This is a genomic window from Spirochaeta thermophila DSM 6192 (genome assembly GCF_000147075.1).
GTDB lineage: Bacteria > Spirochaetota > Spirochaetia > Winmispirales > Winmispiraceae > Winmispira > Winmispira thermophila_A.
Genome location: NC_014484.1, coordinates 1398767 through 1424866 on the forward strand (window position 1 = coordinate 1398767; position 26100 = coordinate 1424866).

The 26100-nt window shown below is 60.3% G+C and carries 29 protein-coding genes; 15 read left to right on the forward strand and 14 right to left on the reverse strand.

Features of this window, described 5'->3' with window-relative positions; translation table 11 throughout:
• The 5 genes from STHERM_RS06365 to radC all read left to right on the forward strand — a co-directional run bounded on the left by STHERM_RS06365 (position 1) and on the right by radC (position 3604).
• Positions 1–1029: an RnfABCDGE type electron transport complex subunit D gene (locus tag STHERM_RS06365; protein WP_041623746.1), complete on the forward strand. Its 1029-nt coding sequence runs from the start codon at positions 1–3 to the stop codon at positions 1027–1029.
• A complete protein-coding gene (locus tag STHERM_RS06370) occupies positions 1022–1627 on the forward strand; it encodes an RnfABCDGE type electron transport complex subunit G (RefSeq protein ID WP_013314067.1) in 606 nt (201 codons plus the stop codon). Before STHERM_RS06365 ends, STHERM_RS06370 begins: the two co-directional genes overlap by 8 nt.
• On the forward strand, positions 1624–2229 hold the full coding sequence (rsxE, locus tag STHERM_RS06375) for an electron transport complex subunit RsxE (RefSeq protein WP_041623370.1): 606 nt from the start codon (positions 1624–1626) through the stop codon (positions 2227–2229). The genes STHERM_RS06370 and rsxE overlap by 4 nt, the downstream gene beginning before the upstream one ends.
• A 3-nt stretch (positions 2230–2232) precedes the next feature.
• Positions 2233–2805 (forward strand): electron transport complex subunit RsxA, encoded by a 573-nt coding sequence (gene rsxA, locus STHERM_RS06380; RefSeq protein ID WP_013314069.1) that lies wholly within the window; start codon positions 2233–2235, stop codon positions 2803–2805.
• A gap of 142 nt (positions 2806–2947) precedes the next feature.
• Positions 2948–3604 (forward strand): RadC family protein, encoded by a 657-nt coding sequence (radC, locus tag STHERM_RS06385; protein ID WP_013314070.1) that lies wholly within the window; start codon positions 2948–2950, stop codon positions 3602–3604.
• A 119-nt stretch (positions 3605–3723) separates the two neighbouring features.
• On the opposite strand, the gene STHERM_RS06390 is transcribed toward radC, so the two are convergent.
• Genes STHERM_RS06390 through STHERM_RS06400 form a run of 3 tightly spaced genes read right to left on the reverse strand, consistent with a single transcriptional unit; the run spans position 3724 to position 6413 of the window.
• A complete protein-coding gene (locus STHERM_RS06390; protein ID WP_013314071.1) occupies positions 3724–5004 on the reverse strand; it encodes an O-acetylhomoserine aminocarboxypropyltransferase/cysteine synthase family protein in 1281 nt (426 codons plus the stop codon).
• A 51-nt stretch (positions 5005–5055) separates the two neighbouring features.
• Positions 5056–5985 carry a cysteine synthase A gene (gene cysK / locus STHERM_RS06395; protein WP_013314072.1) on the reverse strand — a complete coding sequence of 310 codons (930 nt, stop codon included), beginning with the start codon at positions 5983–5985 and terminating at the stop codon, positions 5056–5058.
• An 11-nt stretch (positions 5986–5996) separates the two neighbouring features.
• Positions 5997–6413 carry an RrF2 family transcriptional regulator gene (locus STHERM_RS06400; protein WP_013314073.1) on the reverse strand — a complete coding sequence of 139 codons (417 nt, stop codon included), beginning with the start codon at positions 6411–6413 and terminating at the stop codon, positions 5997–5999.
• A 154-nt stretch (positions 6414–6567) separates the two neighbouring features.
• On the opposite strand from STHERM_RS06400, the gene STHERM_RS06405 reads away from it, so the two are divergent.
• Positions 6568–6882: an antibiotic biosynthesis monooxygenase gene (locus STHERM_RS06405; protein ID WP_013314074.1), complete on the forward strand. Its 315-nt coding sequence runs from the start codon at positions 6568–6570 to the stop codon at positions 6880–6882.
• Between the two features lie 6 nt (positions 6883–6888).
• Here the strand turns inward: STHERM_RS06405 and STHERM_RS06410 are convergent, their stop codons facing one another.
• From STHERM_RS06410 to ptsP, 7 genes are read right to left on the reverse strand one after another with little or no spacing between them, the layout of a single operon-like run.
• On the reverse strand, positions 6889–8076 hold the full coding sequence (locus tag STHERM_RS06410; protein WP_013314075.1) for an OmpA family protein: 1188 nt from the start codon (positions 8074–8076) through the stop codon (positions 6889–6891).
• A gap of 54 nt (positions 8077–8130) precedes the next feature.
• Positions 8131–8625, reverse strand: coding sequence for a TM2 domain-containing protein (locus STHERM_RS06415; RefSeq protein WP_013314076.1), 495 nt, complete (start codon positions 8623–8625; stop codon positions 8131–8133).
• Positions 8626–8635: 10 nt separating this feature from the next.
• A complete protein-coding gene (locus STHERM_RS06420) occupies positions 8636–9775 on the reverse strand; it encodes a flagellar motor switch protein FliG (protein ID WP_013314077.1) in 1140 nt (379 codons plus the stop codon).
• Positions 9776–9808: 33 nt separating this feature from the next.
• Positions 9809–11107 carry a hypothetical protein gene (locus STHERM_RS06425; RefSeq protein ID WP_013314078.1) on the reverse strand — a complete coding sequence of 433 codons (1299 nt, stop codon included), beginning with the start codon at positions 11105–11107 and terminating at the stop codon, positions 9809–9811.
• A gap of 1 nt (position 11108) precedes the next feature.
• Positions 11109–11486 (reverse strand): MerR family transcriptional regulator, encoded by a 378-nt coding sequence (locus STHERM_RS06430; protein ID WP_013314079.1) that lies wholly within the window; start codon positions 11484–11486, stop codon positions 11109–11111.
• 1 nt (position 11487) lies between these two features.
• Positions 11488–12840 (reverse strand): ribosome biogenesis GTPase Der, encoded by a 1353-nt coding sequence (gene der / locus STHERM_RS06435; protein ID WP_013314080.1) that lies wholly within the window; start codon positions 12838–12840, stop codon positions 11488–11490.
• Entirely contained in the window at positions 12824–14557 is a 1734-nt protein-coding gene (ptsP, locus tag STHERM_RS06440; RefSeq protein WP_041623747.1) for a phosphoenolpyruvate--protein phosphotransferase, read from the reverse strand. Before ptsP ends, der begins: the two co-directional genes overlap by 17 nt.
• Before the next feature lie 123 nt (positions 14558–14680).
• Between ptsP and STHERM_RS06445 the strand changes: the two genes are divergently transcribed.
• Positions 14681–15403, forward strand: coding sequence for a GerMN domain-containing protein (locus STHERM_RS06445; protein ID WP_013314082.1), 723 nt, complete (start codon positions 14681–14683; stop codon positions 15401–15403).
• On the opposite strand, the gene STHERM_RS06450 is transcribed toward STHERM_RS06445, so the two are convergent.
• The 3 genes from STHERM_RS06450 to rny form a co-directional block, all read right to left on the reverse strand.
• Positions 15376–16167 (reverse strand): TlyA family RNA methyltransferase, encoded by a 792-nt coding sequence (locus STHERM_RS06450; protein WP_013314083.1) that lies wholly within the window; start codon positions 16165–16167, stop codon positions 15376–15378. The two genes, STHERM_RS06445 and STHERM_RS06450, sit on opposite strands and share 28 nt — an antisense overlap.
• A 5-nt stretch (positions 16168–16172) precedes the next feature.
• Positions 16173–16958 carry a TIGR00282 family metallophosphoesterase gene (locus STHERM_RS06455; protein WP_013314084.1) on the reverse strand — a complete coding sequence of 262 codons (786 nt, stop codon included), beginning with the start codon at positions 16956–16958 and terminating at the stop codon, positions 16173–16175.
• 105 nt (positions 16959–17063) lie between these two features.
• Positions 17064–18593: a ribonuclease Y gene (gene rny, locus STHERM_RS06460; RefSeq protein ID WP_013314085.1), complete on the reverse strand. Its 1530-nt coding sequence runs from the start codon at positions 18591–18593 to the stop codon at positions 17064–17066.
• Positions 18594–18772: 179 nt separating this feature from the next.
• Between rny and STHERM_RS06465 the strand changes: the two genes are divergently transcribed.
• Entirely contained in the window at positions 18773–19378 is a 606-nt protein-coding gene (locus STHERM_RS06465) for a Maf family protein (protein WP_013314086.1), read from the forward strand.
• 229 nt (positions 19379–19607) lie between these two features.
• Positions 19608–20390 (forward strand): NADase-type glycan-binding domain-containing protein, encoded by a 783-nt coding sequence (locus STHERM_RS11320; protein WP_237223182.1) that lies wholly within the window; start codon positions 19608–19610, stop codon positions 20388–20390.
• A 543-nt stretch (positions 20391–20933) separates the two neighbouring features.
• Here the strand turns inward: STHERM_RS11320 and STHERM_RS11730 are convergent.
• A complete protein-coding gene (locus tag STHERM_RS11730; RefSeq protein ID WP_148223880.1) occupies positions 20934–21299 on the reverse strand; it encodes a hypothetical protein in 366 nt (121 codons plus the stop codon).
• 179 nt (positions 21300–21478) lie between these two features.
• Here STHERM_RS11730 and STHERM_RS06475 point away from each other — a divergent pair, with 179 nt between their 5' ends.
• From STHERM_RS06475 to STHERM_RS06500, 6 genes are all read left to right on the forward strand, one after another.
• Positions 21479–22084, forward strand: a complete 606-nt coding sequence (locus STHERM_RS06475) for a Maf family protein (RefSeq protein WP_013314087.1) — start codon at positions 21479–21481, stop codon at positions 22082–22084.
• A 48-nt stretch (positions 22085–22132) separates the two neighbouring features.
• A complete protein-coding gene (gene rpsB, locus STHERM_RS06480) occupies positions 22133–23083 on the forward strand; it encodes a 30S ribosomal protein S2 (protein WP_013314088.1) in 951 nt (316 codons plus the stop codon).
• 3 nt (positions 23084–23086) lie between these two features.
• Positions 23087–23929, forward strand: coding sequence for a translation elongation factor Ts (gene tsf / locus STHERM_RS06485; RefSeq protein WP_013314089.1), 843 nt, complete (start codon positions 23087–23089; stop codon positions 23927–23929).
• 70 nt (positions 23930–23999) lie between these two features.
• Positions 24000–24554, forward strand: coding sequence for a ribosome recycling factor (gene frr, locus STHERM_RS06490; RefSeq protein ID WP_013314090.1), 555 nt, complete (start codon positions 24000–24002; stop codon positions 24552–24554).
• Entirely contained in the window at positions 24554–25252 is a 699-nt protein-coding gene (uppS, locus tag STHERM_RS06495) for a polyprenyl diphosphate synthase (protein ID WP_013314091.1), read from the forward strand. Before frr ends, uppS begins: the two co-directional genes overlap by 1 nt.
• Positions 25249–26085 (forward strand): phosphatidate cytidylyltransferase, encoded by an 837-nt coding sequence (locus STHERM_RS06500; RefSeq protein ID WP_013314092.1) that lies wholly within the window; start codon positions 25249–25251, stop codon positions 26083–26085. The genes uppS and STHERM_RS06500 overlap by 4 nt, the downstream gene beginning before the upstream one ends.
• Positions 26086–26100: the final 15 nt, after the last annotated feature.

Here is a 26100-nt window from a genome sequence, read left to right on the forward strand (position 1 = left end):
ATGGAACAGAAACTCGTGGTTTCCCTCTCGCCACACGCGAAGGCGCCTTTTCGGATCCAGACGGTGATGCTCATCGTCATTCTCGCCCTCTTTCCCGCCCTCATCGCGAGTATCTACTTCTTCGGGATCAGGGCCCTCCTCGTGGAGCTCGTAGCCGTGGGCACGGCGGTGTTCACCGAGTGGTTCATTCAGAGAATCCTGCTCAAACGACCTTCACGCATACACGACCTCTCCGCGGTGGTGGCAGGACTCCTGCTCGCCTTCAACCTCCCCTCCAGCATCCCGCTCTGGCAGGTGGCTGCAGGGGCGATCTTCGCCGTGGGGATCGCCAAGATGGCCTTCGGTGGTCTCGGCACCAACCCCTTCAACCCTGCCCTCGCGGGAAGGGCCTTCATGCTCGTGAGCTTCCCCGTGGAGATGACCACCTGGCCCCAGCCCGTGGTCACGCGCACGCTCATGAGGCCCGATGCCCTCACCACCGCCACCCCCCTGGGTGTCATCAAGGAGGGGCTCAAGTCGGGCATCCCACTCGACCAGCTCGCGGACAAGCTCCCCACGTGGTGGGACCTCTTCCTGGGGAACGTGGGCGGATCCCTGGGGGAGACGAGCGCCCTCGCCCTCCTGGTGGGCGGGCTCTTCCTCATCCTCACCAGGGTGATCTCCTGGCGGATCCCCGTCTTCTACCTGGGCACCCTCGCCGCCTTCACCGGCGTCTTCCATCTCATCGACCCCTCGAGGTACGCCGATCCGCTCTTCCACATCCTCTCCGGTGGGGTGATGCTTGGCGCCTTCTTCATGGCCACCGATCTCGTGACCAGTCCCATGACCGCGCCGGGGCAGATCCTCTACGCCATCGGTGGAGGCCTGCTCGCAGGGCTTATACGACTGTTCGGGAGCTACCCGGAGGGGTGTTCCTACTCCATCCTCATCATGAACGCCTTTGTCCCGCTCATCGACCGGGCCTTCCCGCCCGTACGCTTCGGCGCCCGGCCGGTTCAGACCCAGGTGAAGGAGGCGCGCCATGGCTAAGACCGCCTCGACCCTCAAGAACATGGTACTCGTCCTCGGGGTCATCTCCCTGCTCTCTTCCCTCCTGCTCGCCCTCGTCTACCGCGGTACGGCTCCTCTGATAGCGCAAGTGCAGAAGGAAAAACAGGCCGCGGCCATCAGGGAGGTCCTCCCTCCTTTCGACAACGACCCGGTACAGGATGCCCTTAGCTTCGAGGATACACCCGAGCTCGTCTTCTTCCCCGCCGTGAAGGAAGGAGAGCTGGTGGGAGTCGCGGTCCGTACCTACACCGACAAGGGGTTCTCCGGACGGTTCTGGCTCATAGTGGGATTCCTCCCCGACGGCACCATCCACAACGTGGTGGTCCTCGACCACAAGGAGACCCCCGGCCTGGGGGCCAACATGACCACCGAGAAGTTCAGGGCCCAGTTCAGGGGAAAGAACCCCGCAGACTTCCCCCTGGCGGTCAAGAAGGACGGCGGTCCGGTGGACGCCCTCACCGCAGCCACCATAAGCTCGCGGGCCTTCTGCGACGCCCTGCAGCGGGCCTACGAGGCCCTCACGGCTCACCTTCCAGAGGTAGAGGCCGCAGTGACATCCAAGGAGGCGACTCGATGAACATGAAGCAGAACCTCCTCAAAGGTTTTTTCAAGGAAAACCCTGTCTTCGTCCTCCTGTTGGGGATGTGTCCCACCCTGGGGGTCACCAATTCGGCGATAAACGGCCTGGGGATGGGGCTCGCCACTGCCGCGGTGCTCATCGGGTCGAACACGGTGGTGAGCCTCATCCGCGACTTCATCCCGGACAAGGTACGTATTCCCTCCTTCATCGTGGTGATCGCCACCTTCGTGACCATCATCGACCTGGTGATGGCGGCCTTCGTGCCCGAGCTTCACGAGAGCCTGGGACTCTTCATCCCCCTCATCGTGGTCAACTGCATCATCCTGGGGCGAGCCGAGGCCTTCGCCTCCAAGCACGGGGTGGGCGCATCCTTCATCGACGGGCTGAGCATGGGACTCGGTTTCACCTTTGCGCTCACCATCCTTGGTTCGGTGAGGGAGATCCTCGGTTCCGGCTCGATCTTCGGCCTTTCCTTCGTGCCCGAGGGGGCGAGCACGGTGCTCCTCTTCGTGATGCCGCCGGGAGCCTTCATCGCGCTGGGACTCCTCATCCCCTCCATGAACGCCCTGCGGGACAAGCTCTCAAGGAAGGAGGCCTGAGGTATGGAATACATCGCCATCATCTTCGGCGCCATATTCGTGAACAACATCATCTTCGCCCAGTTTCTGGGGATCTGTCCGTTCCTCGGCGTGAGCTCCCGGCTCTCCACGGCAACCGGGATGGGGGCCGCAGTCCTCTTCGTGATGACCCTCTCGACACTCGTGACCTACCTCATCCACGATCTGGTCCTCATGCCCCTCGGACTCCACTTTCTCGTGACGGTGGCCTTCATCCTCGTCATCGCATCCCTCGTCCAGTTCGTGGAGATCGTGCTCAAGAAGATCGCCCCCCCACTCTATCAGGCCCTCGGGATATTCCTCCCTCTCATCACCACCAACTGCGCCATCCTTGGGGTGGCGCTCCTCGTACTCCAGAAGGGATTCTCGTTCACCGAGAGTGTGGTCTTCGCGGCCGCCACGGCCCTTGGGTTTACCCTGGCCCTCGTGCTCATGGCCGGCATCAGAGAGCGGCTCGAGCTGGCCGACGTGCCCAAGCGTATGCAGGGAGGTCCCATCACCCTCATCACCGCCGGGCTTCTCTCCCTCGCCTTCATGGGCTTCAGCGGGATGATGTGAGCCTCCCGCGGAGCCCTGCTCCGCTTCCCCATATACCCTGGAGGGCGCACCGCCCTCCTTTTTTGTGCACCACTTTCCTCCTCACGTGAAGCAGGAAGACACTACGCGCCGTCAGCATGTATGAGTCCATCTGGAGGCGCGTATGGAGGTACGGGAACTTCCCCCTCACGACAGACCGAGGGAGCGGCTCGTGGAACGGGGGCCGGGAGCCCTCTCGAGCGAGGAACTCATGAGCGTGATCCTGGGAAGCGGCATCAAAGGCAAGGGCGTCCGGAAACTCGCACGGGAGGTGCTCTCCTTCCTGGAGGCGCGGAACTTCTCCTGTTCGGTGAAGGAGCTCACCACCATCGAGGGGCTGGGGCAGGCAAAGGCCACGCTCATCCTCGCTGCCTTCGAGCTCGCGCGAAGGTATCTTGCACCCCCTTCCACCCCCATCACCACGCCGGAGATCGCCTACCAGTTCCTGAGGCCGTATGCCGACAAGAAGCAGGAGCACTTCCTCTGCCTCTCGCTCAACGGCGCCCAGGAGCTCATCGCCCTCAGGGTGGTGAGCGTGGGCCTGGTGAACCGGGCCCTCACCCACCCCCGCGAGGTCTTCGCCGATCCCATCGCCGACCGGGCCGCGAGCATCATCGTGGCCCACAACCACCCGAGCGGTTCCCTCACCCCGAGCGTGGAGGACCAAGAGGTCACCCGCAGACTCAAAGAGGCGGGCGAGATACTGGGCATCCCCCTCCTCGACCATATCGTCTTCTCACAGAAGGGATACCTCTCCCTCAAACAGGCAGGCTACCTGTAGACCGCATGCCTCCTCTTCGATATGCGGGGCCTCCGCCCGTCGGGTGAGAGGCCCCGTTTTTTCTCAGACAAGGCCACGCAGAGGGGACCGGGGGCTCCCCTGCGTGCAGGAGCCGTTGCTCACCCCTTAGAGGCCTCCAATGCCTGGTCGAGATCCTCCAGGATATCGTCGATGTGCTCGATACCGATGGAGAGTCGTACGAGCGAGGGGTCTATCCCGGCCGCCCGTTGCTGCTCCTCGGAAAGCTGGGAATGGGTGGTGCTCCCGGGGTGGATGGCGAGTGACTTCGCATCCCCCACGTTCGCCACATGGGAGAAGAGCTTGAGACTGTCGATGAACCGCTTGCCGGCCTCCTTCCCACCTTTGATCCCGAAGACCACCATGCCGCCGAACCCCTGCTTCAGATACTTGCGCGCATTGGGATACGAAGGATCTTCCGGAAGCCCTGGATACCTCACCCATTCCACCTGGGGATGGGCTTTCAGGTAGTCGGCCACCTTCGCCGCGTTCTCGCAATGCCGCTCCATGCGCAGATGGAGGGTCTCGAGTCCCTGGAGGAAGATCCAGGCGTTGTCCGGGGAGATGGCCCCACCGAGGTTTCTCAGGGGCACGACCCTCATGCGAATGATGTAGGCAATAGGATTGAGCTCTCCGAGATCATACGCAAACCTGAGCCCGTGGTAGCTCTCGTCGGGCTGGGTGAGCGTGGTGAAGCGCGGGTTGTCCCAGTTGAACCTCCCTGAATCCACCACGATCCCGCCTATGGCCGTACCGTGCCCCCCTATCCACTTGGTGAGGGAGTGCACCACGATATCCACCCCGTGCTCGATGGGTCGCAGGAGGTACGGCGTGGTGAAGGTGGAATCGGCGATGAGAGGGAGACCGTGGCGGTGCGCGATCTCAGCGATGGCCTCGAAGTCGGGGACATCGAGGGTGGGGTTGCCGATGGTCTCCACGAAGACCGCCCGGGTCTTCTCGTTGATGGCGGCCTCTACCTCTTCCAGATCATAGGGATCCACGAAGCGAACCTTGATACCGTAGTCGGGGAGGATGTTGTTGAACATGGTGAAGGTGCCGCCGTAGAGATACTTGCTGGAGACGATCTCCGTCCCTGCGGTGGCGAGATTGATGATCGAATAGAAGATCGCAGTAGTCCCCGAGGCCACCGCGAGAGCGGCCGCTCCGCCTTCGAGGGCCGCGACCCGCTGCTCGAGCACATCCTGCGTGGGGTTGTGGAGCCGGGTGTATATATAGCCGAGCTCTTTGAGGGCGAAGAGGTTGGCAGCATGATCTGCATCCCTGAACAGATAGGACGTCGTCCTGTGCACCGGATACGCCCTGCTCGGCGGATCAATGTCACGGGGCAGTCCTCCATGAATCGCCAATGTTTCCAATCTCATGGCTTCCTCCTGTCGCGTTCAAGTATATGCGAGGCACGGGGATTCCGTGCATCACGCCTCTTCTTCGAAGAGCCAGGTGCTCAGATACCGCTCCCCGGTATCAGGCACGATCACCACCACGCGCTTTCCGCGGTACTCCTCCCGCGAGGCCACCTGGAGGGCGGCCCACACGTTCGCACCGGCCGAAATCCCTGCGAAGATCCCCTCCTCCTTCGCGAGTCTCCGGGCGACGCCCCCCGCATCCTCGGCCTTCACGGTGATGATCTCGTCGATGAGGGAGCGATCGAGCACCTTCGGGATGAACCCCGCCCCTATCCCCTGGATGAGGTGCGGTCCGGGCTCCCCGCCCGACAGTACCGGCGAGTCGGAAGGCTCCACGGCCACGAGCTTCACCTCGGGGTTCCGCTCCTTGAGGTAGCGACCGGCTCCGGTGATGGTCCCTCCTGTCCCGACCCCGGCGACCAGCACGTCCACCTTCCCCTCGGTATCCCTCCAGATCTCAGGCCCCGTGGTCTCATAGTGGATCTTCGGGTTGGCGAGATTCTCGAACTGCCGTGCGAGGAAGGCGTTCGGGATGGTCCGGACCAGCTCCTCGGCCTTCTCCACCGCCCCCTTCATCCCTTTCTCCGCAGGGGTGAGGACAAGCTCGGCCCCGAGGGCCGCAAGGAGCCGTCTCCGTTCGATGCTCATGCTCTCCGGCATGGTGAGGATGACCCTGTACCCTTTCACCGCCCCCACATACGCGAGGGCAATCCCGGTGTTTCCACTCGTGGCCTCCACGATGACCGCCCCCGGGGTGAGAATGCCTTCTTTCTCGGCCTCCACTACCATGGAAAGACCTATCCTGTCCTTCACGCTCGAGAGAGGGTTGAAGAACTCGAGCTTCGCCACCACCTCGGCGGGAAGGCCATCGGCCACCTTGTTGAGTCGAACCAACGGGGTGTTACCCACCAGCTCGAGGATGTGCTTTGCAATAGCCATACATACCTCCACTATATCGTATAATCGAGGATTCCACGTCTCCGCTTGACGAGTCCTACGAGCTCCTCAAGGGAACGTTCCTCCATCCATACCTGGATGTGCTTCTCGAGATCGGCCCAGATGGGGGCGTCGGGGCCCTCGTCCGCCTCGTGTGAAAGGGGAAAGATCACATACGGCTCGAAGGCCGTCACGATCTCGCGCAAGGTGATCCTGTGGGGAGGCCTGCGAAGCGTGTAGCCCCCACCCTTCCCCTTGGTGCTGAGGACCAGGCCAGCCGCACGAAGGTGGGAGAAGACCCCCTCGAGGAACTTCTCGGAGATGCCGTACTGCTCGGCGATCTCCTTCACCGAGACCGGACCTGCGCCGTGGGAGAGGGCCAGGTGTACGAGCGCCTGTAGGCCATATCTCACTTTCGCCGGAACCTTCATACAATCTCCTACAGGTTTAATATGGTTTAAGTATAATAAAACTCGTCTTGAATGTAAAGTATTTTTGTCATAAAAAGGCGAACATTCCTCCCTTCCCTTTCCCCGAATCAGGGCCTATACTATACCAGCGAACCATACTCCAGGAGGTCGCACCATGATCGTTCGTATCATCACCATCCAGGTGGCCCCCGGCAAAGAGAAGGAATTCGAGGAGGTCACGAGACGGAACCACCGAGGCTCTGTCCAGGAACCGGGAGTACTCCGGTTCGACGTGCTCAGGAGCCTCGACACTCCGGGGAAGTACGTGCTCTACGAGGTCTACACGGACGAGGAGGCCACGAAGGCCCACAAGGAGACGGAGCACTACAAGGAATGGAAGGAGGCGGCGGAGACCCTCACCGCAGGACCCCGATCGGGAGAGGCCTTCGCGGTGATCGCACCGGAGGATCCGGAAAAGTGGCGGTCATGACGGGGCTCAATTCTCGAGGATCGTGATCTCCACCCGCCTGTTGCGGCTGCGTCCCTCTTCGGTGGTGTTGTCCGCGATGGGGCGGGTGGCACCGTATCCTCGTATGACGATCTGCTCAGGACGCCTCACCCCCAGCTTCATGAGGAAGTCGGCCACCGCCTTCGCCCGCTCGATGGAAAGAGCGAGACGGCCTTCGGGAGTCCCGGCGAGGGCGGTATGCCCCTCCACGAGGAGGTCCCTCTCCGGATAGCGGGAGAGGATCTGTGCGATCTTTCGGAGCTTCTCCTGTTCCTCGGGGAGCAGCAGCGCCGAATCGGGAGGAAACTGGATGTTCTCGAGGCGGATCGTCACCCCCTCCTCCGATGTCTCGACCTCCGCATCGGGGATCTGGAGGTCCTCTATCGCGGCTTCCACCTCTTCCCTCACCTTCTCCCTGTCGAGAGGCGAGGCCCACACCACCTCGGCGTCCGCGGTGCCGGTGAACTCGTAGACATCCCCCGTCTTGAGGGTGAGCACGAAGGCGAACTCCTCTTCGTAGTACACGAGCATCCCGCGCTCCGCATCCCAGTAGTGCCTCTGCCTCGAATAGCCATGGATACGGACGGGGGCCATCGGCGAGGGATCGGGTACGGAAGGCTCATGGAAGACCGGGTACTCCACTTTGAGGAGATGGAGGCGCCGCCCTTTCCAGTCCACTTCCCCCTCATAGGTGTACCGGACCAGTATGGGAAATCGGAACGGCCGGGTGAGGCCCAGTTCCTCGAAATCGTGCACCTCCTCGCCCTGCGCCACCCAGGAGTCACCCGGCTGTACGTCCTCCTCCGGAAAGAGGGGGACATCGCGCACCACGGGCATCACGTACTCGGGAGCGATCTCCACCTTCCCCGAAGGCGAGAGCCAGTACCGGCTTTCGTACTCGCGTTCCATGGAGTACACGTCCCAGCCGATACCCACCTGAGCCGCGGTGACGAAGCGGGCCTCACAGAAGACGCGTTCCCCTTCCCTCTTCGTCACCTCTATCGCGATCCTGTTGAGGAAGGTGTTGGCGTACTCGATCTGTCCGTAACGGACCTTCTCGGAAACCCGGGAGATCACCCGGTACGCTTCACCGGGTTCGAGTTTGTAACGGAACTCGAGACCCAGCAGGCTGCCTGCGATGATGCCGAGATACAGTGCCACCGTGAGACGTTGCACGCTCCCTCCCCTCCCTACTATCGGCAGGAAGGCCTTTCCCCCACACCCTCGAGATCACACCTCCTCGATGTCGAGCCTCGAGGGATCCTTCACGAATTCGGGGAAGACGTAGACGATCACCCCCGTCTTCTTCACCCTGAGTTCCGCGAACCCCTTCTCCACCAATGCATCGAGCGCGGCCCGAGCCTTCTCTATGGGGATGTCTGCCTCGAGGGCCACCTCCGCAGGGGAGGTGACCCCGTTCCCCGCCCGAGCGAGTCGCAGGATGGTCCGCTCGAGTCGCTCTCTCTTCCTGTCCGCAGGACGAGGGCCTCCAGTGGAGCCCATGGAATGCGAGAGTATGTCCTCGATCTGCCTCCGCCTGTTGGCTTCCTCGACCTGGTAGGGAAGAGTGAAGAAATCGTACACAGCCCCGATCGCGCCGAGACCGAAGGTACACATGTAGAGGATCCCCGTGCCGATCTTCCCGAGATAGATACGATGGAGTCCGAGAATCCCGAAACCGGATACGAACCAGAGCAGGTAAGCAATCGGCAAGGAATAGTACATATACTCACTCCTACATGAGGTATTCTTTCTGATCCCTCGAGAGGATCACTCGACCTTCTCTCACCAGTTGCCGCAACTCGCCCAGGAAGTCCTTGGTGACCTGTTCCACGTCCCGCCTCTTCACCGATCCGAGCCGGAGGTACTCGTCGGTCACCATCTGCCTGCGGCGCTCGGAGATGTTCCTCATGATCCTCGCCTTCACCTCCTCGGGTTTTCCCTTGAGGAGGAGAGCGATCTCCGTGTCGTCGAACTTCCTGAGGATCCCGGCGAGTTCCCTGTCAGGGATCTGCTCCAGGATATCGAGCGTGAGGAGCCGCTCTTCGAGTTTTCCCACCAGCTCCGGGGATCGGTCCTTGAGGGCCTTGAGGATCTTCTCTTCTTCCTCCAGAGGTGTATGCTTGAGGATCTCGGCAAGGACCTCCACCCCGTCCACCTCCGGGACCTCGGTATCCCCCAATTCGTGGAGACGCTTCCTGAGCGCCTCCTCCACCCGAAGGAGGATCTCCTTGTCGAGCTTCCTCGGCCGAGCCATGTACTTCACGACGGACACCCTCACCTCCGGGGGGAGGAGGGTGATCACCGCGGAGGCCTTCGCGGGCTCGAGATAGGAAAGGATGGCGCTGACGATCGCAGGGCCCTCCTTCTGGAGGAGGTACTTTATCTGCCTCGGAGTGAGGTCCTGCAGAAAGGAAAACGGGCGCCGCTCCGCCTCCTCGATGCGGGAGAGGATCCGCCCCGCCCGCTCCTCTCCGAAGGCGGCCTCGAGAATGGTCTTCGCCACGTCCTTCCCGCCCCGGGGAGACTTCACGACCTCCCTCACGCTTCTGAACTCTTCCAGGATGTCGTGCGCCTCTCTGGGAGAGATGGCGGGGATGTTCGCGATCCGGGCGGCAACGGCCTCCACGAGGGGGGGATCGAGGTGTTTCACCACCTCGGCCGCCTGTTCCTTGCCCACGAGGATGAGGAAACGCGCGATCTTGTCGAGTTTCTCCTGCGAGAGCTTCCCCGGCGCCTCCCTCCCCTCCGGCCTCCGCCCCCTGCGGGGAAAACCCGTCCCGGAGGAATCGGCCTCTCCGGGGTCGACGCCGGGCCGGGGTTCGACCTTCTGGATCCGTCTGTAGGCCTCTATCCCCCGTTTCCGTATCTCCATACCCTCCAATCCTACCCATACCGGGCGAAAGGGTCAACGTTCGAGGGAAGAGGGGATGTAGGGCGAGAAGCGCGCTGGAACAGGCACCCGCACCAGATGCACGTGCTGGCTCTCATAGTAGCGTACAAAAGAGGCGAACGGCGTCTCCCTTCCGCGCTCCATCACCACGATGTGGAACCTCCCCCCCTCGTCGAAAAAAGGAAAGAAGACCGCCACATGGTAGTGTTGCCAGAGCGTGGGATCCTCCCCCCACTCCCCGTTGACGGAACCGAAGTAGAAATACCCCGGCCTTCGCACCGCCTCCAGATAGAGCACGGCGGCAAGATCCTTCACCCGGAACCCCACGTCCTCCACATACCGGAAGCCGGGGACCTCCCGCACATCATGCGCCTCCGGATCAGCCGAACCGGAGCCGGTGAGGAGCGAGTGGAGCACCTCCGCGAGAGACCTGGTCCAATCCAGACCGAAATAGGGATCCCTCACCTCCTCGTAGATACGCCCCCAGCGGCTCCCCCGTAGGGATTCGTAGCGCCTTTTGAGCGTCTCGATGTCCAGGAGACGGCCGGTTTGGACGAAGGCGATGCTGTCTCCTATCCACTTCGCGAATCCGGAACAGTTGAAACCGGCCTCATCCACCGCTTCCCCGGTGGCGATCCGCACGAATACACCTGCGGCGTCGAGGGCGCCATCGTCCGCATCGGGGAGGAGGGGGAGTACAGTCCTGACGGCATCGACCATCCCCTCCACACGACGGTCATACTCGTCCGGGACATGGGAAAACACCTCCCACGGCACGCCCGCCGAAGGGAGCCACCGATCCTCCGGCATGACGAGGAGATCCTCGAAACGATAGGGGAGGCGGAGCCCCTGCACCCATGGGATGTCCATGACCGAGACATCCATCCTGGTCCATGTCTCCTCGGGGTAGAGCCGTATCGCGTTGCCGGGATCGCCGCCGAGGAAAATCTTGGCCTGGAGGAAGGAACCATCTCTCAGACTCCGCTTCACCACCCAGGTCCCCGGCCCCTCGAGGACGAAACGATCGTCCCGGGAGGGAATGAACACGAGGTACCCCGCTCCCTCCTTCCGCGCGGGAAGCACCTTCACACGGTACGGGGTGCCCCGCTGCGGGAGTATCCGCTCCTCCGCAGCGAGGAATTCGTAGAGTCCTCCGAGGAGGATGTCGCTGCAGGCTGCGCGGGCTTCCCAGGATGAGGGGAACGCCTCTCCCGGATCACTCCCCGTATCCAGGCTCACCACCTGCCCTGGAAGGAGTGACGGGATGAGGAACGCGACGAGACGAAGGACGAAGCGGAACCTGTATCCCCCCATGCTACCTCGATTCCCCCCTCTTCTCTCCATCGGCACCTCTCCCATCTTCCATGACATCCTCGAGCGTTTCCCGGATCCGCTGCACCTCCGAGAGACAATGGAGGAGGATGCTCCTCACGAGGGCGAGCTGGAGGTGGATCTCCTCGTGCGAGGCGATCTCCTCCTCGAGGGCCTTCCTGACTCCTTCGATGGTATAGCGTTTCTCGTGGGCGAGATAGCGGATCCTCGAGATCACCTGGAGATCCGCCGTGGTGTAGATCCTCCTCCCATAGGCATCCTTCTTGGGGGAGAGGAGGGGTATCTCCGACTCCCAATACCGGAGGACATGAGGCTTGATGTTGAAGAGCCTGCACACCTCTCCTATGGTGTACACCGGCATCCTATTCCCTCAGATCGATGAAGATGGGGATGTGAGAGAATCCGAACTCCTTCCTCACCCGGTTTTCCAGATACGAGAGATACGAGGACGGGAACCCTTCTCTCCGGTTGACGAACAGGAGGAAGCGTACCGGCATGGAACTCACCTGGGTCATGTAGCGGACCTTGTACCGGCGCCCCTTCCGGGAAGGTGGGGGCACTTCCTCCTTCCACCGGTTGAGGGCGCGGTTGAGGGGCCCTGTCTCCACCCGCTTCCCGAGTTCATCGCGGAGCATGAGGGCTGTATCCAGGAGCTTGTCTATTCCCTCACCCCGCCGCGCGGAGATCTTCACGATGGGCGCATAGTCCATGTGGGGGAAGAAGAAACGGATCCTCGCTTTCATGGCCTGAAACTGGTTGGGAACCGGGGTGAGGGCGTCCCACTTGTTGAGCACCAGGATCACCCCCCGTCCCCTCCTCTGGGCCACCGCCGCTATCTTCTTGTCCTGCTCGGTGAGCCCCTCCTGTGCATCGATGAGCAGGAAGACCACGTGGGCCTCTTCTATCACCTTGAGAGAGCGCCGCACGGAATAGAACTCCAGATCATCCTCTATCCTCGACCGGCGCCTGATCCCCGCGGTATCCACTATCCGGAACCACCTCCCTCTGTACTGAAAGCGCCCTTCGAGGAGGTCCCTCGTCGTACCGGGGGCATCGGACACCAGGGCCCGCTCCTCGCCCAGCAGCGTGTTCAGGAGAGTGGACTTGCCGGTGTTCGGTTTCCCCAGGATTGCCACGTCGATCTCAGGGGCGGAAGGTGCGTCTCCTCCCTCCTCGGGGAGGACGAGCCGCCGTTCGATCTCCTGCTCGAGCTCATCGATACCGCGTCCATGTTCCGCAGACGTGAAGCATACGGTATCGAACCCGAGAGAGAAGAAGTTCCACGCCATCTCTTCCCTCGCCTCATTGTCCACCTTGTTCACCACCAGGATGAGTCGCTCCTTGTAAGGCCGCAGGAGCTCGAGCAGTTCCTCATCCTCGGGAACCAGTTCCGTGACGTCCAGCACGAGAAGGAGCACATCCGCCCGATCCACCTCACGGAGCGCCCGTTCCCGGACGAGGGGTTCGAAGATCCCTCCCCGTTCGGAGGTGATCCCTCCTGTGTCCACGAGGAGGACCCGCCCCCCTCCCAGCTCCCAGGTTTCCTCCACCGCATCCCGCGTGACCCCGGGACGCGGGTGGGTGATCGCCTTGCGCCGTCCTATGAGACGGTTGAACAGGGTGGACTTGCCCACATTGGGACGTCCCACGATCACCACCCGGGGGAGACGGAACTCCACTCCCACGGTCCTCCGGCCTTCAGTTCGCTCCGACATGACCCAGCTCCTCCATTTTCTCCCTCACCACGCGTTCCACCTCCCGATGCGACTTGAGTTGCAGGATCGCGCCTACGAATTCCTCGCACTCCGCCACGGAGGTGGAACGGACCAACCGCTTCACCTCGGGGATGCTCGCCGGACTCATGCTCAACTCGTCCAGCCCGAGTCCGATGAGCACGAAGGTGGCGAGCGGATCACCCGCCATCTCTCCGCACATACCCACCGGGATACCCGCCTGGTGGGCGTGGTCCACCGTCATCTGGATGAGCCTGAGGACCGCCGGATGAAACGGCTGATACAGGTAGGCCACCCGCTCATTCCCCCGGTCGGTGGCGAGCGTGTATTGAATGAGATCGTTCGTCCCTATGGAGAAAAAATCCACCTTCTGGGCCAGGATATCGGCCGTGAGGGCCGCAGCAGGGACCTCTATCATGGCCCCCACCGGGATGTCCCGTTCAAAGGGGATACCTTCCCGCTCCAGCTCCTCTTTCACCTGATCGAGGATCTCGAGGCCCATCACCACCTCCTCCTGGGAGGAGATGAGGGGGAACATGATGCTCACCTTGCCGTAGATGGAAGCCCGTAGGATGGCGCGAAGCTGGATCTTGAAGATGTGGGGATTGGCGAGGCAGAAGCGGATCGCCCGCCATCCGAGGATGGGGTTGTGCTCGTCGTGGGCATCGTAGAGCCGGGGGATCACCTTCTCTCCACCCAGGTCGAGCGTACGGATGATCACCTCCCGGTCGCCCATCTGTTCGATCACCTCACGGTAGGCCGCATACTGTTCCTCTTCGGTGGGAAGGTGGCGGGAATGCATGAAGAGGAACTCGGTCCGGAAGAGGCCGATGCCATCCGCACCATGGGCGAGGACCGACTCCACCTCCTCCGGGACCTCTATATTGGCCCTGAGGAAGATCCTCTTCCCGTCCCTCGTCTCTCCGGGGACTTCGTTGAGACTGAGGAGCTGAATCGCCTGCTCCTCCACCTCCCTCATACGCTGCTGGTACTGCTCCATGACTTCCGGCGTGGGGTCCACGATGACCACGCCATCCCTGCCGTCCACGATGAGGGTCTGACCGGACTTCACCTGTCTGCTTATCTCGGAGAGCCCCAGGACCGAGGGTATCTCGAACGCGCGCGCGAGGATCGCCGTATGGGACGTACGCCCACCCGCATCCATGGCGATACCCTTCACCATCCGCTTGTTCATCTGGATGGCTTCGGAGGGCAGCAGGTCGTGACACACCAGTATCACTTCCTCCTGGAGATCCGAGAGGAGTATCCGTTCCCTGTAGAGGAGGTGGTTGAGGATCCTGTTGGCGATGTCGCGTATATCGTAGATACGCTCCCTGAGATAGTCGTCGTCCGCATCCTTGAGTCTCTCCACGTAGGACTCGGTGGTCTCGAGGAGTATCCACTCGACGTTCCGCTTGCTCTCGGCGACGTCCCGTTCCACGCTCCCGGTGAACTCCGGATCCCTGAGCATGAGGAGATGGGAATCGAGGATCTTCACGGTCTCGCCCTGTTGACCTTCCTTTATCCGTTCGATCTCCTCGACGGCCCGTTCCACCGCACCCCTGAACCGCTGGAGCTCCTCCTCGACATGGTGATCCTGCAGATAATAGCGAGGGATCGGAGGGAGTTCGGTGCTGTAGACGAACGCCGGGCCTATCGCGATGCCAGGGAAGACGGAAATCCCCTTAAATTTTTTCATGTGCATACTATAAGGAGTTTTCTCTCCGGTGTCAAATGCGGAGTCCCCCGGAAAGGAGAGAGGACAGGAGCCCCTCAAAGGAGCCCCTCATCTCTCCCCGGGATCCTGCCGATACACTCGGTGATGGCTCGGAAGAAGAAACAGCAGGGTTTCGGCGTGCTCTTCTGGATCGCCTCGATCCTCGTGGTGATCATCGTCTACCTCTGGAACCGGCCCACCATACTGAAGGTCATGGAGAATACCGGCTTCATAGAGGTCGTAAAGGAAAAGATCGCAAGTCCCACCCCCCCCACGTCCTCCCCCACCCCCACCCCCCCCGTGGCCGCCGGCCCCACCCACACGAGCCCGCCGACCCCGTCCCCTCCGCCCACACCATCCCCCACCCCTCACACGTCCCCGCCTCCCTCCCCCTCAGCCACCACGCGCAGCCGCACCTCGCTCCTCTATTTCGTGCAGGTCTTCGACGACGGTCGGGTGGAGCTCGTACCCGTGAAACGTCGGGTGACCTACACCGACGCGCCCCTCACCGCCACGCTCGACGCCCTCCTCCACGGCCCCACCGCGGGGGAACTCTCCGCCGGGGTCCGGAGCCTCATCCCACCCGAGACCAGGCTCCTGGGCGTCCGGGTGGAGAACGGAACTGCGTATATCAACATCAGCGAATCCTTCCGGTTCAACCCGCTCGGCCAGGAGGGACTCGTCCTCCAACTCAAGCAGATCATCTACACCGCCACCGAGTTCCCCACCGTGGAACAGGTGCAACTACTCATCGAAGGCAAGACCGTGCGCTACCTCGGTCCCGAGGGCATCCCCATAGATCACCCCCTCTCCCGATCGTCGCTGTAGAACCACGCCTCGAGGTCCCGGAACCCCGTCGCTTCCCCCTCTCCTGTGAGCAGCACGAGGAACTCCTGGTTCCCCTTCTTTCCCTTCACCGGCGAGGGGAAACACCTTCGCGGGACGAACCCTTGTCCTGCGCACGCCTCGAGGGTCTCCCTCACCACCCGATGGATCGCCTCCCGGTCCTTGAGCACGCCCCGGAAGCCCTCAGGAGTCCCCCCCCCTCTCACCACCTCGAACTGGGGCTTCACGAGAAATATCCCCCACCCCTCACGAGTCAGGGAGAGCACATGTCCCACAACCGGGACCAACGAACGAAAGGAGAGATCCACCACTGCCGCATCGGGCACCGGATCGAGCGAACGCACCTCCCGGATGTTGGTGCGCTCGTGCACGAACACCCGCTCGTCCACCCGGAGCTTGTAGGCGAGCTGGTTGTAGCCCACGTCCACCGTGTGGACGAAGGCCGCTCCATGGAGGAGCAGGCACTCGGTGAACCCCCCGGTGGAGGCCCCCACGTCCAAGAACCCCTTGCCTGCGATATCCAGGTTCCATGCATGGAGCGCAGCCTCGAGTTTATAGCCGCCTCGTGAGACATATCTCGGTATCCGCCGCTCTATGCGGACATCTTCCCGGACTTTCAGGTAGGGATCCTTCACACACACCCCGTCCACGAAGACCTCCCCACAGAGCACGTAGGCATAGAGCATGTCCCTGCGGGTGTCGGGGAAACGTGAGGCGAGCAAATCGAGGAGCACTACGCGGCGCATCGCATCTAGACCCCCAGGTAGTGCCGTATCCTCTCGATGGAACGTGCCTTCCCGGACCGCACATCCACCACGATCGCCACCCCGCAGATCGTGGCGGGACTGTCGACCACTTTGAGCTGGTGGGGCACCTGCGTGGTCACCCGCTCGCTCGCAAGGGAGGGATCGAAACCGATCACCGAGTCCACAGGCCCCGTGGAGCCAAGATCCGTGATATAGGCGGTGCCCCCCGGCAGGATCTTTTCGTCGGCGGTCTGGATGTGGGTATGCGTCCCCACCACGGCCGAGACCTTGCCGTCGAGGAAGAAGCCCATGGCCTCCTTCTCGGCCGGGGACTCGGCATGGAAATCCACCAGAATCACCGAGGCCTCTCTCCTCAACCGGCGGATCTCTTCCTGGGCCTTGCGGAAAGGACAGTCGGCCATCACGAGACGTTGCCGGCCGATGAGATTGAGGACCCCGACCGCGACGTCACCCTTCTCGAAGACAGTCGACCCCTTGCCCGGTGCGCCCGGCGGATAGTTCGCCGGCCGGATCACCCTCGCGGGATCCTGCTCCATGAGGGGGAAGACCGACTCGTCGTGCCAGATATGGTTTCCGGTGGTGATCACATCCACCCCCATGGCGAAGAGGCGTTCCGCGAGCTCACGGGAGAGGCCGAAACCATCGGCCGCATTCTCACCGTTGATCACCACCACATCCGCCCCCGTGGATCGAACCAGGGAGGTGAGTCCCGAAAAAAGGGTGCGCATCCCCGGGTGTCCGATGATATCTCCGAGCATCAATATCGTCATGTCCTGAGCCATCCTCTCTCTTCCATCATGTACTATGCATCACTCAAAAACGCAAGGCTGCCCATGTCGGGGGACACAGGCAGCCTCGGTATGAAACCCCATCCGCTAGCGGGCGTACTCGACCACCCGGGTCTCCCGGATGATGGTCACTTTGATCCGCCCGGGATACCGGAGATCCTCCTCGATCTTCCGGGCTATCTCCCGGGCGAGCTCCCGCGCCCCGGCGTCGTCGACCAGGTCGTTGTTGACCATGATCCTGATCTCCCTGCCCGCCTGGATCGCGAAGGCCTTGTCCACTCCGGAGAACCCTTCCGCGATCTTCTCGAGCTGCTCGAGGCGCTTGATGTAGTTCTCGAGCGACTCCCTTCTCGCCCCCGGTCTCGAGGCGGAGATGGCGTCGGCGATCTGGACGATCACTGACTCGGGACACGTGTGCGGCACATCACCGTGATGCGCGGCGATGCAGTTGATCACCCTGCTGTCCTCACCCATGCGCTTGGCGAGCTCTATCCCGAGCTCGATGTGCGTGCTGTCGTCATCGGACTCGATCGCCTTGCCGATGTCGTGGAGGAGCGCCCCCCGTTTGGCGATCATGGGGTCACCTCCCACCTCGGCGGCGATCATGCCGGCGAGTACGGCCACCTCTTTGGTATGGGCGAGGACGTTCTGGCCGTAGCTCGTACGATACTTGAGGCGTCCCAGGGCCTGGACCGCCTCAGGGGGAAAATCGTGTATCCCCAGCTCGAACAGCACCTTCTCTCCTTCCTCGTAGATGGTTTGGCTCAGCTCTTTGGTCACTTTGTGGACAACTTCCTCGATACGGGCGGGATGGATCCGTCCGTCCGCGATGAGGCGCTCCAGAGAGATGCGGGCGATCTCCTTTCTCACCGGGTCGAAGCACGAGAGCACCACCGCCTCGGGCGTATCGTCGATGATGATATCCACGCCCGTGAGGGTCTCGAGGGTCCGGATGTTCCGTCCCTCCCGGCCGATGATCCTCCCCTTCATCTCATCGTTGGGAAGGCTCACCGTGGTCACGGTGACCTCGGCCGTCACATCGGTGGCGATGCGTTGCATGGTGCTCACCAACACGTCACGCGCCTTGCGCTCCGCCGTGGCCCTGGCCTCCTCCTCGATCTTGTTCACGAGGATCTGGGCATCCCGCTTCGCCTCTTCCTCGAGCCGCGAGATGATGAGTGACCGGGCCTCTTCCCTGGTCAGTCCAGAAATCCGTTCCAGTTCGCTCTCGATCTCTTGTTCCCGTCGTCCAAGTTCCGTCTCTTTTTCCGCCAGCAACCTCTCTCGGTCCGCAAGGGCTTCGTTTCTCCGCTCCACCGCTGCCAGTTTTCGCTCGAGCGTCTCCTCCTTCTGCAGGAGACGCCGCTCAGTCCGCTGAAGCTCGGCCCGTCGTTCACGGAGTTCTTTCTCGAGCTGGAGCCGCTCCTTGTGGATCTGCTCCTGTGCCTCGAAAAGGATCTCTTTCTTCCGTGCCTCAGCCTCTTTTACCGCCTCATCTTTTATTCTCTCAGCCCTCTGCTCCGCAGAGGTAAGCTGAAATCTGGCATACAGCCATCGAGCTGTCCACCCCAACGCCAAACCAAGAAGAGGAAGGGCAACTGAAAGAAGAACATTCATCAGCTCCCTCCACTTTCTTGTCTAGACCCCTAGACTATGAATATATTACAGAAAAGTCAATTATTCCGTGTCATCGTGACACAGAACCGCTTTTCCGTCGCACCTTCTAAACCAGACGGCATCCCCGCCGGTTACACCACCACTTGCAGGATCCCCCGGGCGGACCTATACTCGCACACATGGCACCCCCACCTCCCATCCTCCTCGCCTCCCGATCCCCGCGCAGGGCCTCGCTCCTCAGCTCCGCGGGCATCCCCTTCGTCCAGTGGGCGCCGGAGTATCGCGAAACCCTCCCGCCGCAGGGAACACCCGAGGAACGCATCGCGGCCCTCGCCCGCGACAAACTCCGGCAGGCACTCCAGGCCGATCCCCCCACCCCCAGCGAGTGGGTCCTCACCGCCGACACCGCCGTGGTAGTCGACGAACGCATCCTGGGGAAACCCCGAAACGAGGCGGAAGCCCGCGCCATGCTCACCCTCCTCTCCGGCCGATCCCACACCATCCTCACAGCCCTCTCCCTCCACCACCGGGGCGGCCCCACGCTCACGCGTACCGCCCTCACCACGGTGTGGTGGGCGCCGCTCACCGAGGAGGAGATCGACCTTTATCTCGCCTCCCGCGAGTGGCAGGACGCCGCCGGCGCCTACCGCATACAGGAACGCGGCGGCCTCTTCATCACCCGCATCGAGGGCTCCTACTCCAACGTGGTGGGCTTGCCAATCCATCTCCTTTATGGCATGCTCAAGGAAAGCGGGTACCCCTACCCGCGCATCTTCCGCCCGTAGGGCGAGAAACAGAGAAGGAGACCCCACGGGGTCATCGAGGAGGTTCCCTTGGCAGTTGTGACCATGAAGAACCTGCTGGAATCCGGTGTGCACTTCGGGCACCAGAAACGCAGAATGAGATGACCGGCATTCTGAAAGGATTGGGCTTTATTTATAAAAGATATCTATGGCAGAGAGAGCCAGAAAAAAGAGGTGATACCATCAAAGTGAGGATAAGGAGGATGGAATGATGAAACTTACTATTATGGGTATTATGATAATAACAGTGGCGGGTTTACCACTATATTCACAAAGCATAACACTGGGTACCAGATATATACAAGGGATGGCTACAGACGTGGAGTTTAGAGATAATAATAAAGTGGCTTTTATTGATGTAGAAGGGAAAGAAGAAGTATACAGGTATGAAATTGAATATGTGCATAAGATTCCATTTATGCGAATATATAAAGGTAAAAAGGTAGAAGAATACCTTGTTTTGTATAATGAAGATATGATGATTTTGTACACAAAAGAAGAAAATTCTCCCTATGATATATGGATAAAAAGCTTTAAAACATGGAATCAGATGGGCTTTTTTCCACCATCAGACATTATTTTTGCAAGTAGTGAATTAAAAGAAGGGGATATTACCTATACAGTTAAGAATCTTAGAAGCATAGACCTTGAGACTCCTTGGGTAGAAGGTGCTAAGGGGAATGGAATAGGAGAGTCAATTACAATAAAAAATACAGTTTTAGATAGTCTTATACTATTTTCTGGCTATCTTTCGTATAAGAAGCCCTATTTATATACCCAGAATGCAAGACCCAAGAAGATACGAGTTGCTTGCAAGGAAATCGGATTTGAGAAGGTGTTTGATGTAGCAGATACGCCAAATCCCCAGGTGTTAGAATTTGGTAGACTGATTGATATGAAGGATATTACAATTACCATTATAGACGTATACCCAGGAACAAAATATGAGGACATGTGTATACATGCGATATGGGGAAGAATGGTAACAAAGTAACGAATGCACCTTAGAACAAGCAAAGTAGGCTGCCCCCCCTCCCGCCTGTTTGCCCTGTGGCCACTGCTGGTGCGTGGGGGTGCGCTGGCTTCCCTTTCTGGCTCTAGCCTTTTAACATGACTTAAAAGAGGTAGTGCAGGTAGGGAACAGAAAAACTTTTTCTGTTTCCCCCAAACCCGGGAAAGAAGAAAAAGGAGGCCAGCAAGTACAGGGATGTACTGCTGGAAAGCCTGTACAGGGAAGTACAGGCTTAGTGGTTAAGGGGGCTTTTAAAAGCTAAGTTAGAGGCAAAAAGCCCTGTTTAAAGTGGCCAGGGTTTGGGGCGAGGCAAATTGGTTAAAGTAGGGGCACTTCGTAATAATGAGCGAATTATAGGAAGTGCCCCGATTGGTTTATAGAGGCAGAAAATAAGCTTTTTAAGCTGTAAGCCTGCAGCTGGTGGCTTTTATGGAAAATAGAGGCTTTAACCAATTTGCCCGCTACCTGCACAGGTTAAGGAGAAGGCCTTGGCTGGGTTAGCGGCGGTGCTGGTGGCCAGCAGGGTTATTTTTGGGGGGATTTTTTGTTAGTGCTTTTTTCAAGTTCTAATTGGTTTTTTCTAAGCATTTTATTTAACATACGATATAAATCTGCTCTATCATTTGCTGGTAGGGATAAAATATCTTTTAGTTTCTTTAAGCTTCTAGTATCAAATTTATAAATATCAATATCAGAGTTGGATTGGTTATTATTATCTTCTAATAAATCAGAGACTTTTACATTTAAAGCTTTGGCAATAATTTTTATTTTGTTTAATGGTGGTAGCCTCTGCTCCGCAGAGGTAAGCTGAAATCTGGCATACAGCCATCGAGCTGTCCACCCCAACGCCAAACCAAGAAGAGGAAGGGCAACTGAAAGAAGAACATTCATCAGCTCCCTCCACTTTCTTGTCTAGACCCCTAGACTATGAATATATTACAGAAAAGTCAATTATTCCGTGTCATCGTGACACAGAACCGCTTTTCCGTCGCACCTTCTAAACCAGACGGCATCCCCGCCGGTTACACCACCACTTGCAGGATCCCCCGGGCGGACCTATACTCGCACACATGGCACCCCCACCTCCCATCCTCCTCGCCTCCCGATCCCCGCGCAGGGCCTCGCTCCTCAGCTCCGCGGGCATCCCCTTCGTCCAGTGGGCGCCGGAGTATCGCGAAACCCTCCCGCCGCAGGGAACACCCGAGGAACGCATCGCGGCCCTCGCCCGCGACAAACTCCGGCAGGCACTCCAGGCCGATCCCCCCACCCCCAGCGAGTGGGTCCTCACCGCCGACACCGCCGTGGTAGTCGACGAACGCATCCTGGGGAAACCCCGAAACGAGGCGGAAGCCCGCGCCATGCTCACCCTCCTCTCCGGCCGATCCCACACCATCCTCACAGCCCTCTCCCTCCACCACCGGGGCGGCCCCACGCTCACGCGTACCGCCCTCACCACGGTGTGGTGGGCGCCGCTCACCGAGGAGGAGATCGACCTTTATCTCGCCTCCCGCGAGTGGCAGGACGCCGCCGGCGCCTACCGCATACAGGAACGCGGCGGCCTCTTCATCACCCGCATCGAGGGCTCCTACTCCAACGTGGTGGGCTTGCCAATCCATCTCCTTTATGGCATGCTCAAGGAAAGCGGGTACCCCTACCCGCACATCTTCCGCCCGTAGGGCGAGAAACAGAGAAGGAGACCCCACGGGGTCATCGAGGAGGTTCCCTTGGCAGTTGTGACCATGAAGAACCTGCTGGAATCCGGTGTGCACTTCGGGCACCAGAAACGCAGGTGGGATCCCCGTATGAAGAAGTACATCTTCGCCGAACGGAACGGGATCCACATCATTGACCTTCAGAAGACCATCCAGGCCATCAAAGAGGCCTACGAGGTGGTGCGGAAGACCGTACTGTCCGGCAAGAGCGTGCTCTTCGTGGGCACCAAACGCCAGGCGCAGGCGGCCATCCAACGCGAAGCCGAACGGTGCGGCATGTTCTACGTGAACCACCGGTGGCTCGGCGGCACCCTCACCAACTTCGAGACCATCAAGAAGTCCATCCTCAGGCTCAAGAAACTGGAGAAGATGGAGGTGGACGGCACCTTCGCCACCATGTCCAAGAAAGAGGTCTCCCGTCTCATGAAAGAGAAGGCCCGGCTTCAGCGGAATCTGGGCGGTATCAAGGAGATGAAGGAGCTCCCCGGCGTGGTCTTCATCATCGACACCAAGCACGAGGCCATCGCCGTGGCCGAGGCCAAGAAGCTCGGGATCCCCATCATCGGCGTGGTGGACACCAATTGTAACCCCGAGATCATCGATCATCCCATCCCCGGCAACGACGATGCCATTCGAGCCATCAACCTCTTCAGCAAGATCATCGCGGATGCGGTCATCGAGGCGGACAACGAGATGGGCCTCGAGGTCGTGGAATCCCTCCAGGAGGAAGAGCCCATCGACGAGAGCCAGATAGAGACCGGCAAGGAAGAAGAAATCGCCGAGCTCAAGGTCTCGGTGGGTGCCCGTCTCGGCAAGGAAGACGAGGAGGAGGAAGAGGGGGTTCTCGCAGGCGATTACTCCGAGTACTCCCCGGAAGAGGAAGAAGAGAAAGCCACCGAACAGATCACCGAACTCGAATCGGACAAGTTCATAGGCGACGAAGACAAATATTACGAGGAGTGACCCATGGCTATAAGTGCTGCTGACGTAAAGAAACTCAGAGACCGCACAGGCGCGGGCATCATGGACTGCAAACGCGCACTCCAGGAGGCGGGCGGCGATTTCGAGAAGGCGGAGCGCATCCTCAAGGAGATGGGCCTCGCCGCCGCAGCCAAGCGGAGCGACAGGGCCACGGAGGAAGGCCGCGTCTTCGTCCGTGTCACCGACACCAAGGCGGGCTTGCTCGAGATCCTCTGCGAGACCGACTTCGTGGCGCGCAACCAGGACTTCGTGACCACCGGAGAGGAGATCCTCGCCCTCATCATGGACAAGGGCCTCTCCATCGAGAGCCCCGAAGTCAAGGAGAAGGTGACCGAACTCGGCATGAAGGTGAAGGAGAACCTCAAGCTGAGGAGGGCGGACGTCCTCACCATAGGGCCCCAGGAGTACGTGAGCTCCTACGTGCACGGAGAGGGACGGATCGGCGTGCTCGTGAAGTTCTCGCTCGAGAAACCCGAGCTGAAGGAGGATCCGGCCTTCAAGGAGTTCTCCTTCGATTGCGCCCTCCACGCAGCGGCCTTCGCCCCGCTCTACCTCTCCCCGGAGACCGTACCGGCCGACTATCTCGAGGAACAGAAGGAGATCTTCACCAAGCAGGCCCAGAACCTCGGGAAGCCCGAGAAGGTCATACAGGGCATCGTCCAGGGCAAGATCAAGAAACACTTCGCCGAGATCTGTTTCACCGAGCAGGCCTTCGTAAAGGACGACAAGAAGAGCGTGAGACAGAAGATGGAAGAGCTCTCGAAACAACTCGGCGCGGGCATCTCCCTGGTGGATTACCGGTACTACAAAGTCGGTGAAGAGCTCTGAGCCCTTGCCATGATCCCTTGCGCACTGCTACTCTTGGAAGCAGTGCGCTTTCTTTTTTTAGGAGGAGAACATGGAACAGATCAAGATCGACGCAGAGACCAGGATGAAGAAATCGGTGCACGCGCTCAAGGATCAACTCGCCACGATACGCACGGGAAGGGCCACACCCGCCCTCTTCGAAAAGATCACGGTGAACTACTACGGCCAGCAGACACCCCTCAACCAGGTGGCCTCCATATCCGCGCCTGAACCCCGACTCGTGGTCATCCAACCATGGGACAAGAGCGTGCTCCAGGAGATCGAGAAGGCCATCCAGTCCTCAGACCTCTCCCTCAATCCCGTGAACGACGGCAAAGTCCTCCGCATCAACATCCCCCCCCTCACCGAGGAGAGGCGAAAGGAGTACATCAAGCTGGCGAAGAACGTCGCGGAACAGAGCAGGGTGGCCATCCGGAACATCCGGAGGGATGCGAACGAGGCTCTCAAGAAGGCGGAAAAAGAGGGCCAGCTGAGCGAGGACGAACGGAAACGAGGTGAGGAGGAGATCCAGAAGCTGACCCAGAAGTACATAGACGAGATCAACAATCTCCTCGAGGCCAAGGAAAAGGAGATCATGGAAGACTGATGGACACCGGTACCTCCCTCCCCCGACACATCGGCATCATCATGGACGGCAACGGCCGCTGGGCCACCAGGAGGGGACTTCCTCGCTACAAGGGTCACGAAGAGGGCCTCAAGGCCACCAAGAGGGTGGTGAAGGCCGCCGCCGAGCGAGGTATCCCCTATCTCTCTCTCTACACCTTCTCCACCGAAAACTGGAAACGGGCACAAGAAGAGGTCTCCTTCCTCATGGGCCTGGTGAGACGCTACCTCAAGAAGGAATTCGACTTCTACAGGGAGTATGGGATCAGGATCGTCCACAGCGGCAATCTCGAAGGGCTTCCACGCGAAATCCGCCGGGATCTCCTCGACGTGATGCGGGACACCGCATCCTTCACCGGACTCACCCTCAACATAGCCCTCAACTACGGGGGGAGGGATGAAATCCTGCGGGCGATGAAACGCTGGCTCGAAGAAGGAGGAGCCCCGGAGCTCACCGAGGAGTCCTTCCGTCGCTACCTGGACGTCCCCGAGCTCCCTGATCCCGATCTCGTCATACGGACGGCCGGAGAGCAGCGCCTGAGCAACTTCCTCATCTGGCAGGCTGCCTATGCGGAGTACTATTTCACCCCGGTCCTCTGGCCGGACTTCTCGGAACGCGATTTCGACGAGGCGCTCCAGGACTACGCGAGCCGCACTCGAAAGTTCGGAGGTACCGCGTGAGCAATCTTCTTCAACGAATCCTGCTCTTCTCCATAGGGCTCCCCGCCCTCCTCGCACTCGTGATCTTCCTCCCCTACTACAACGACATAGGGATAAACCTGGTGGCGATCATGGTGGGGGGAATGAGCGGCCTCGAGATGAGGCGGATGCTGAAGGAGGAAGGACCTCGATCCGCAACCTGGGCCTTCCTCTTGGGCGCGGGACTCCCTCTCGCAGCCTATCTGGGGCTCCTCTTCTCATTGGGATGGGCCCCCGTGATCCTCGTGATCACCCTCGTGCTCCTTGCCACCCTCTCCCGGGAGACATTCGTCTCCCGGGAGAGCGACGTCCCCCACATCACTCACAGAATGAGCGCCGCGGCCTTCATACTCCTCTATCCCGGGGCCTTCCTCATGTTCGTCCCCCACATCACGGCCTTTCCACGGGGGGCACTCCTCATGGCCGTCTTCATACTCGCGGTCTATCTCAACGACTCAATGGCCTACCTGACCGGCAAGCTCTGGGGCAGAGGCGGGGTACTCTTCATAAGTCCCAACAAGAGCATCGCAGGATTCATAGGCGGATTTTTCACCTCCCCACTCGTCCTCCTCGTCTCCCGCGCGCTCGTTCCCGACGTATTCCCCGGACCAGCGTGGAAGGCCCTCCTCTTCGGAAGCCTCGTCGGCATCGCTGCCATCCTGGGGGATCTCGCCGAGTCGGCCATCAAACGGGCGTGTAGGACCAAAGACTCCGGCGCCATCATCCCCGGACGGGGGGGCATCCTGGACTCGGTGGACTCCCCCGTGTTCGCAGCACCGGTCTTCTATTACCTCTACCTCATCCTCTTCACCTAGGTCGAGGGACGCTGC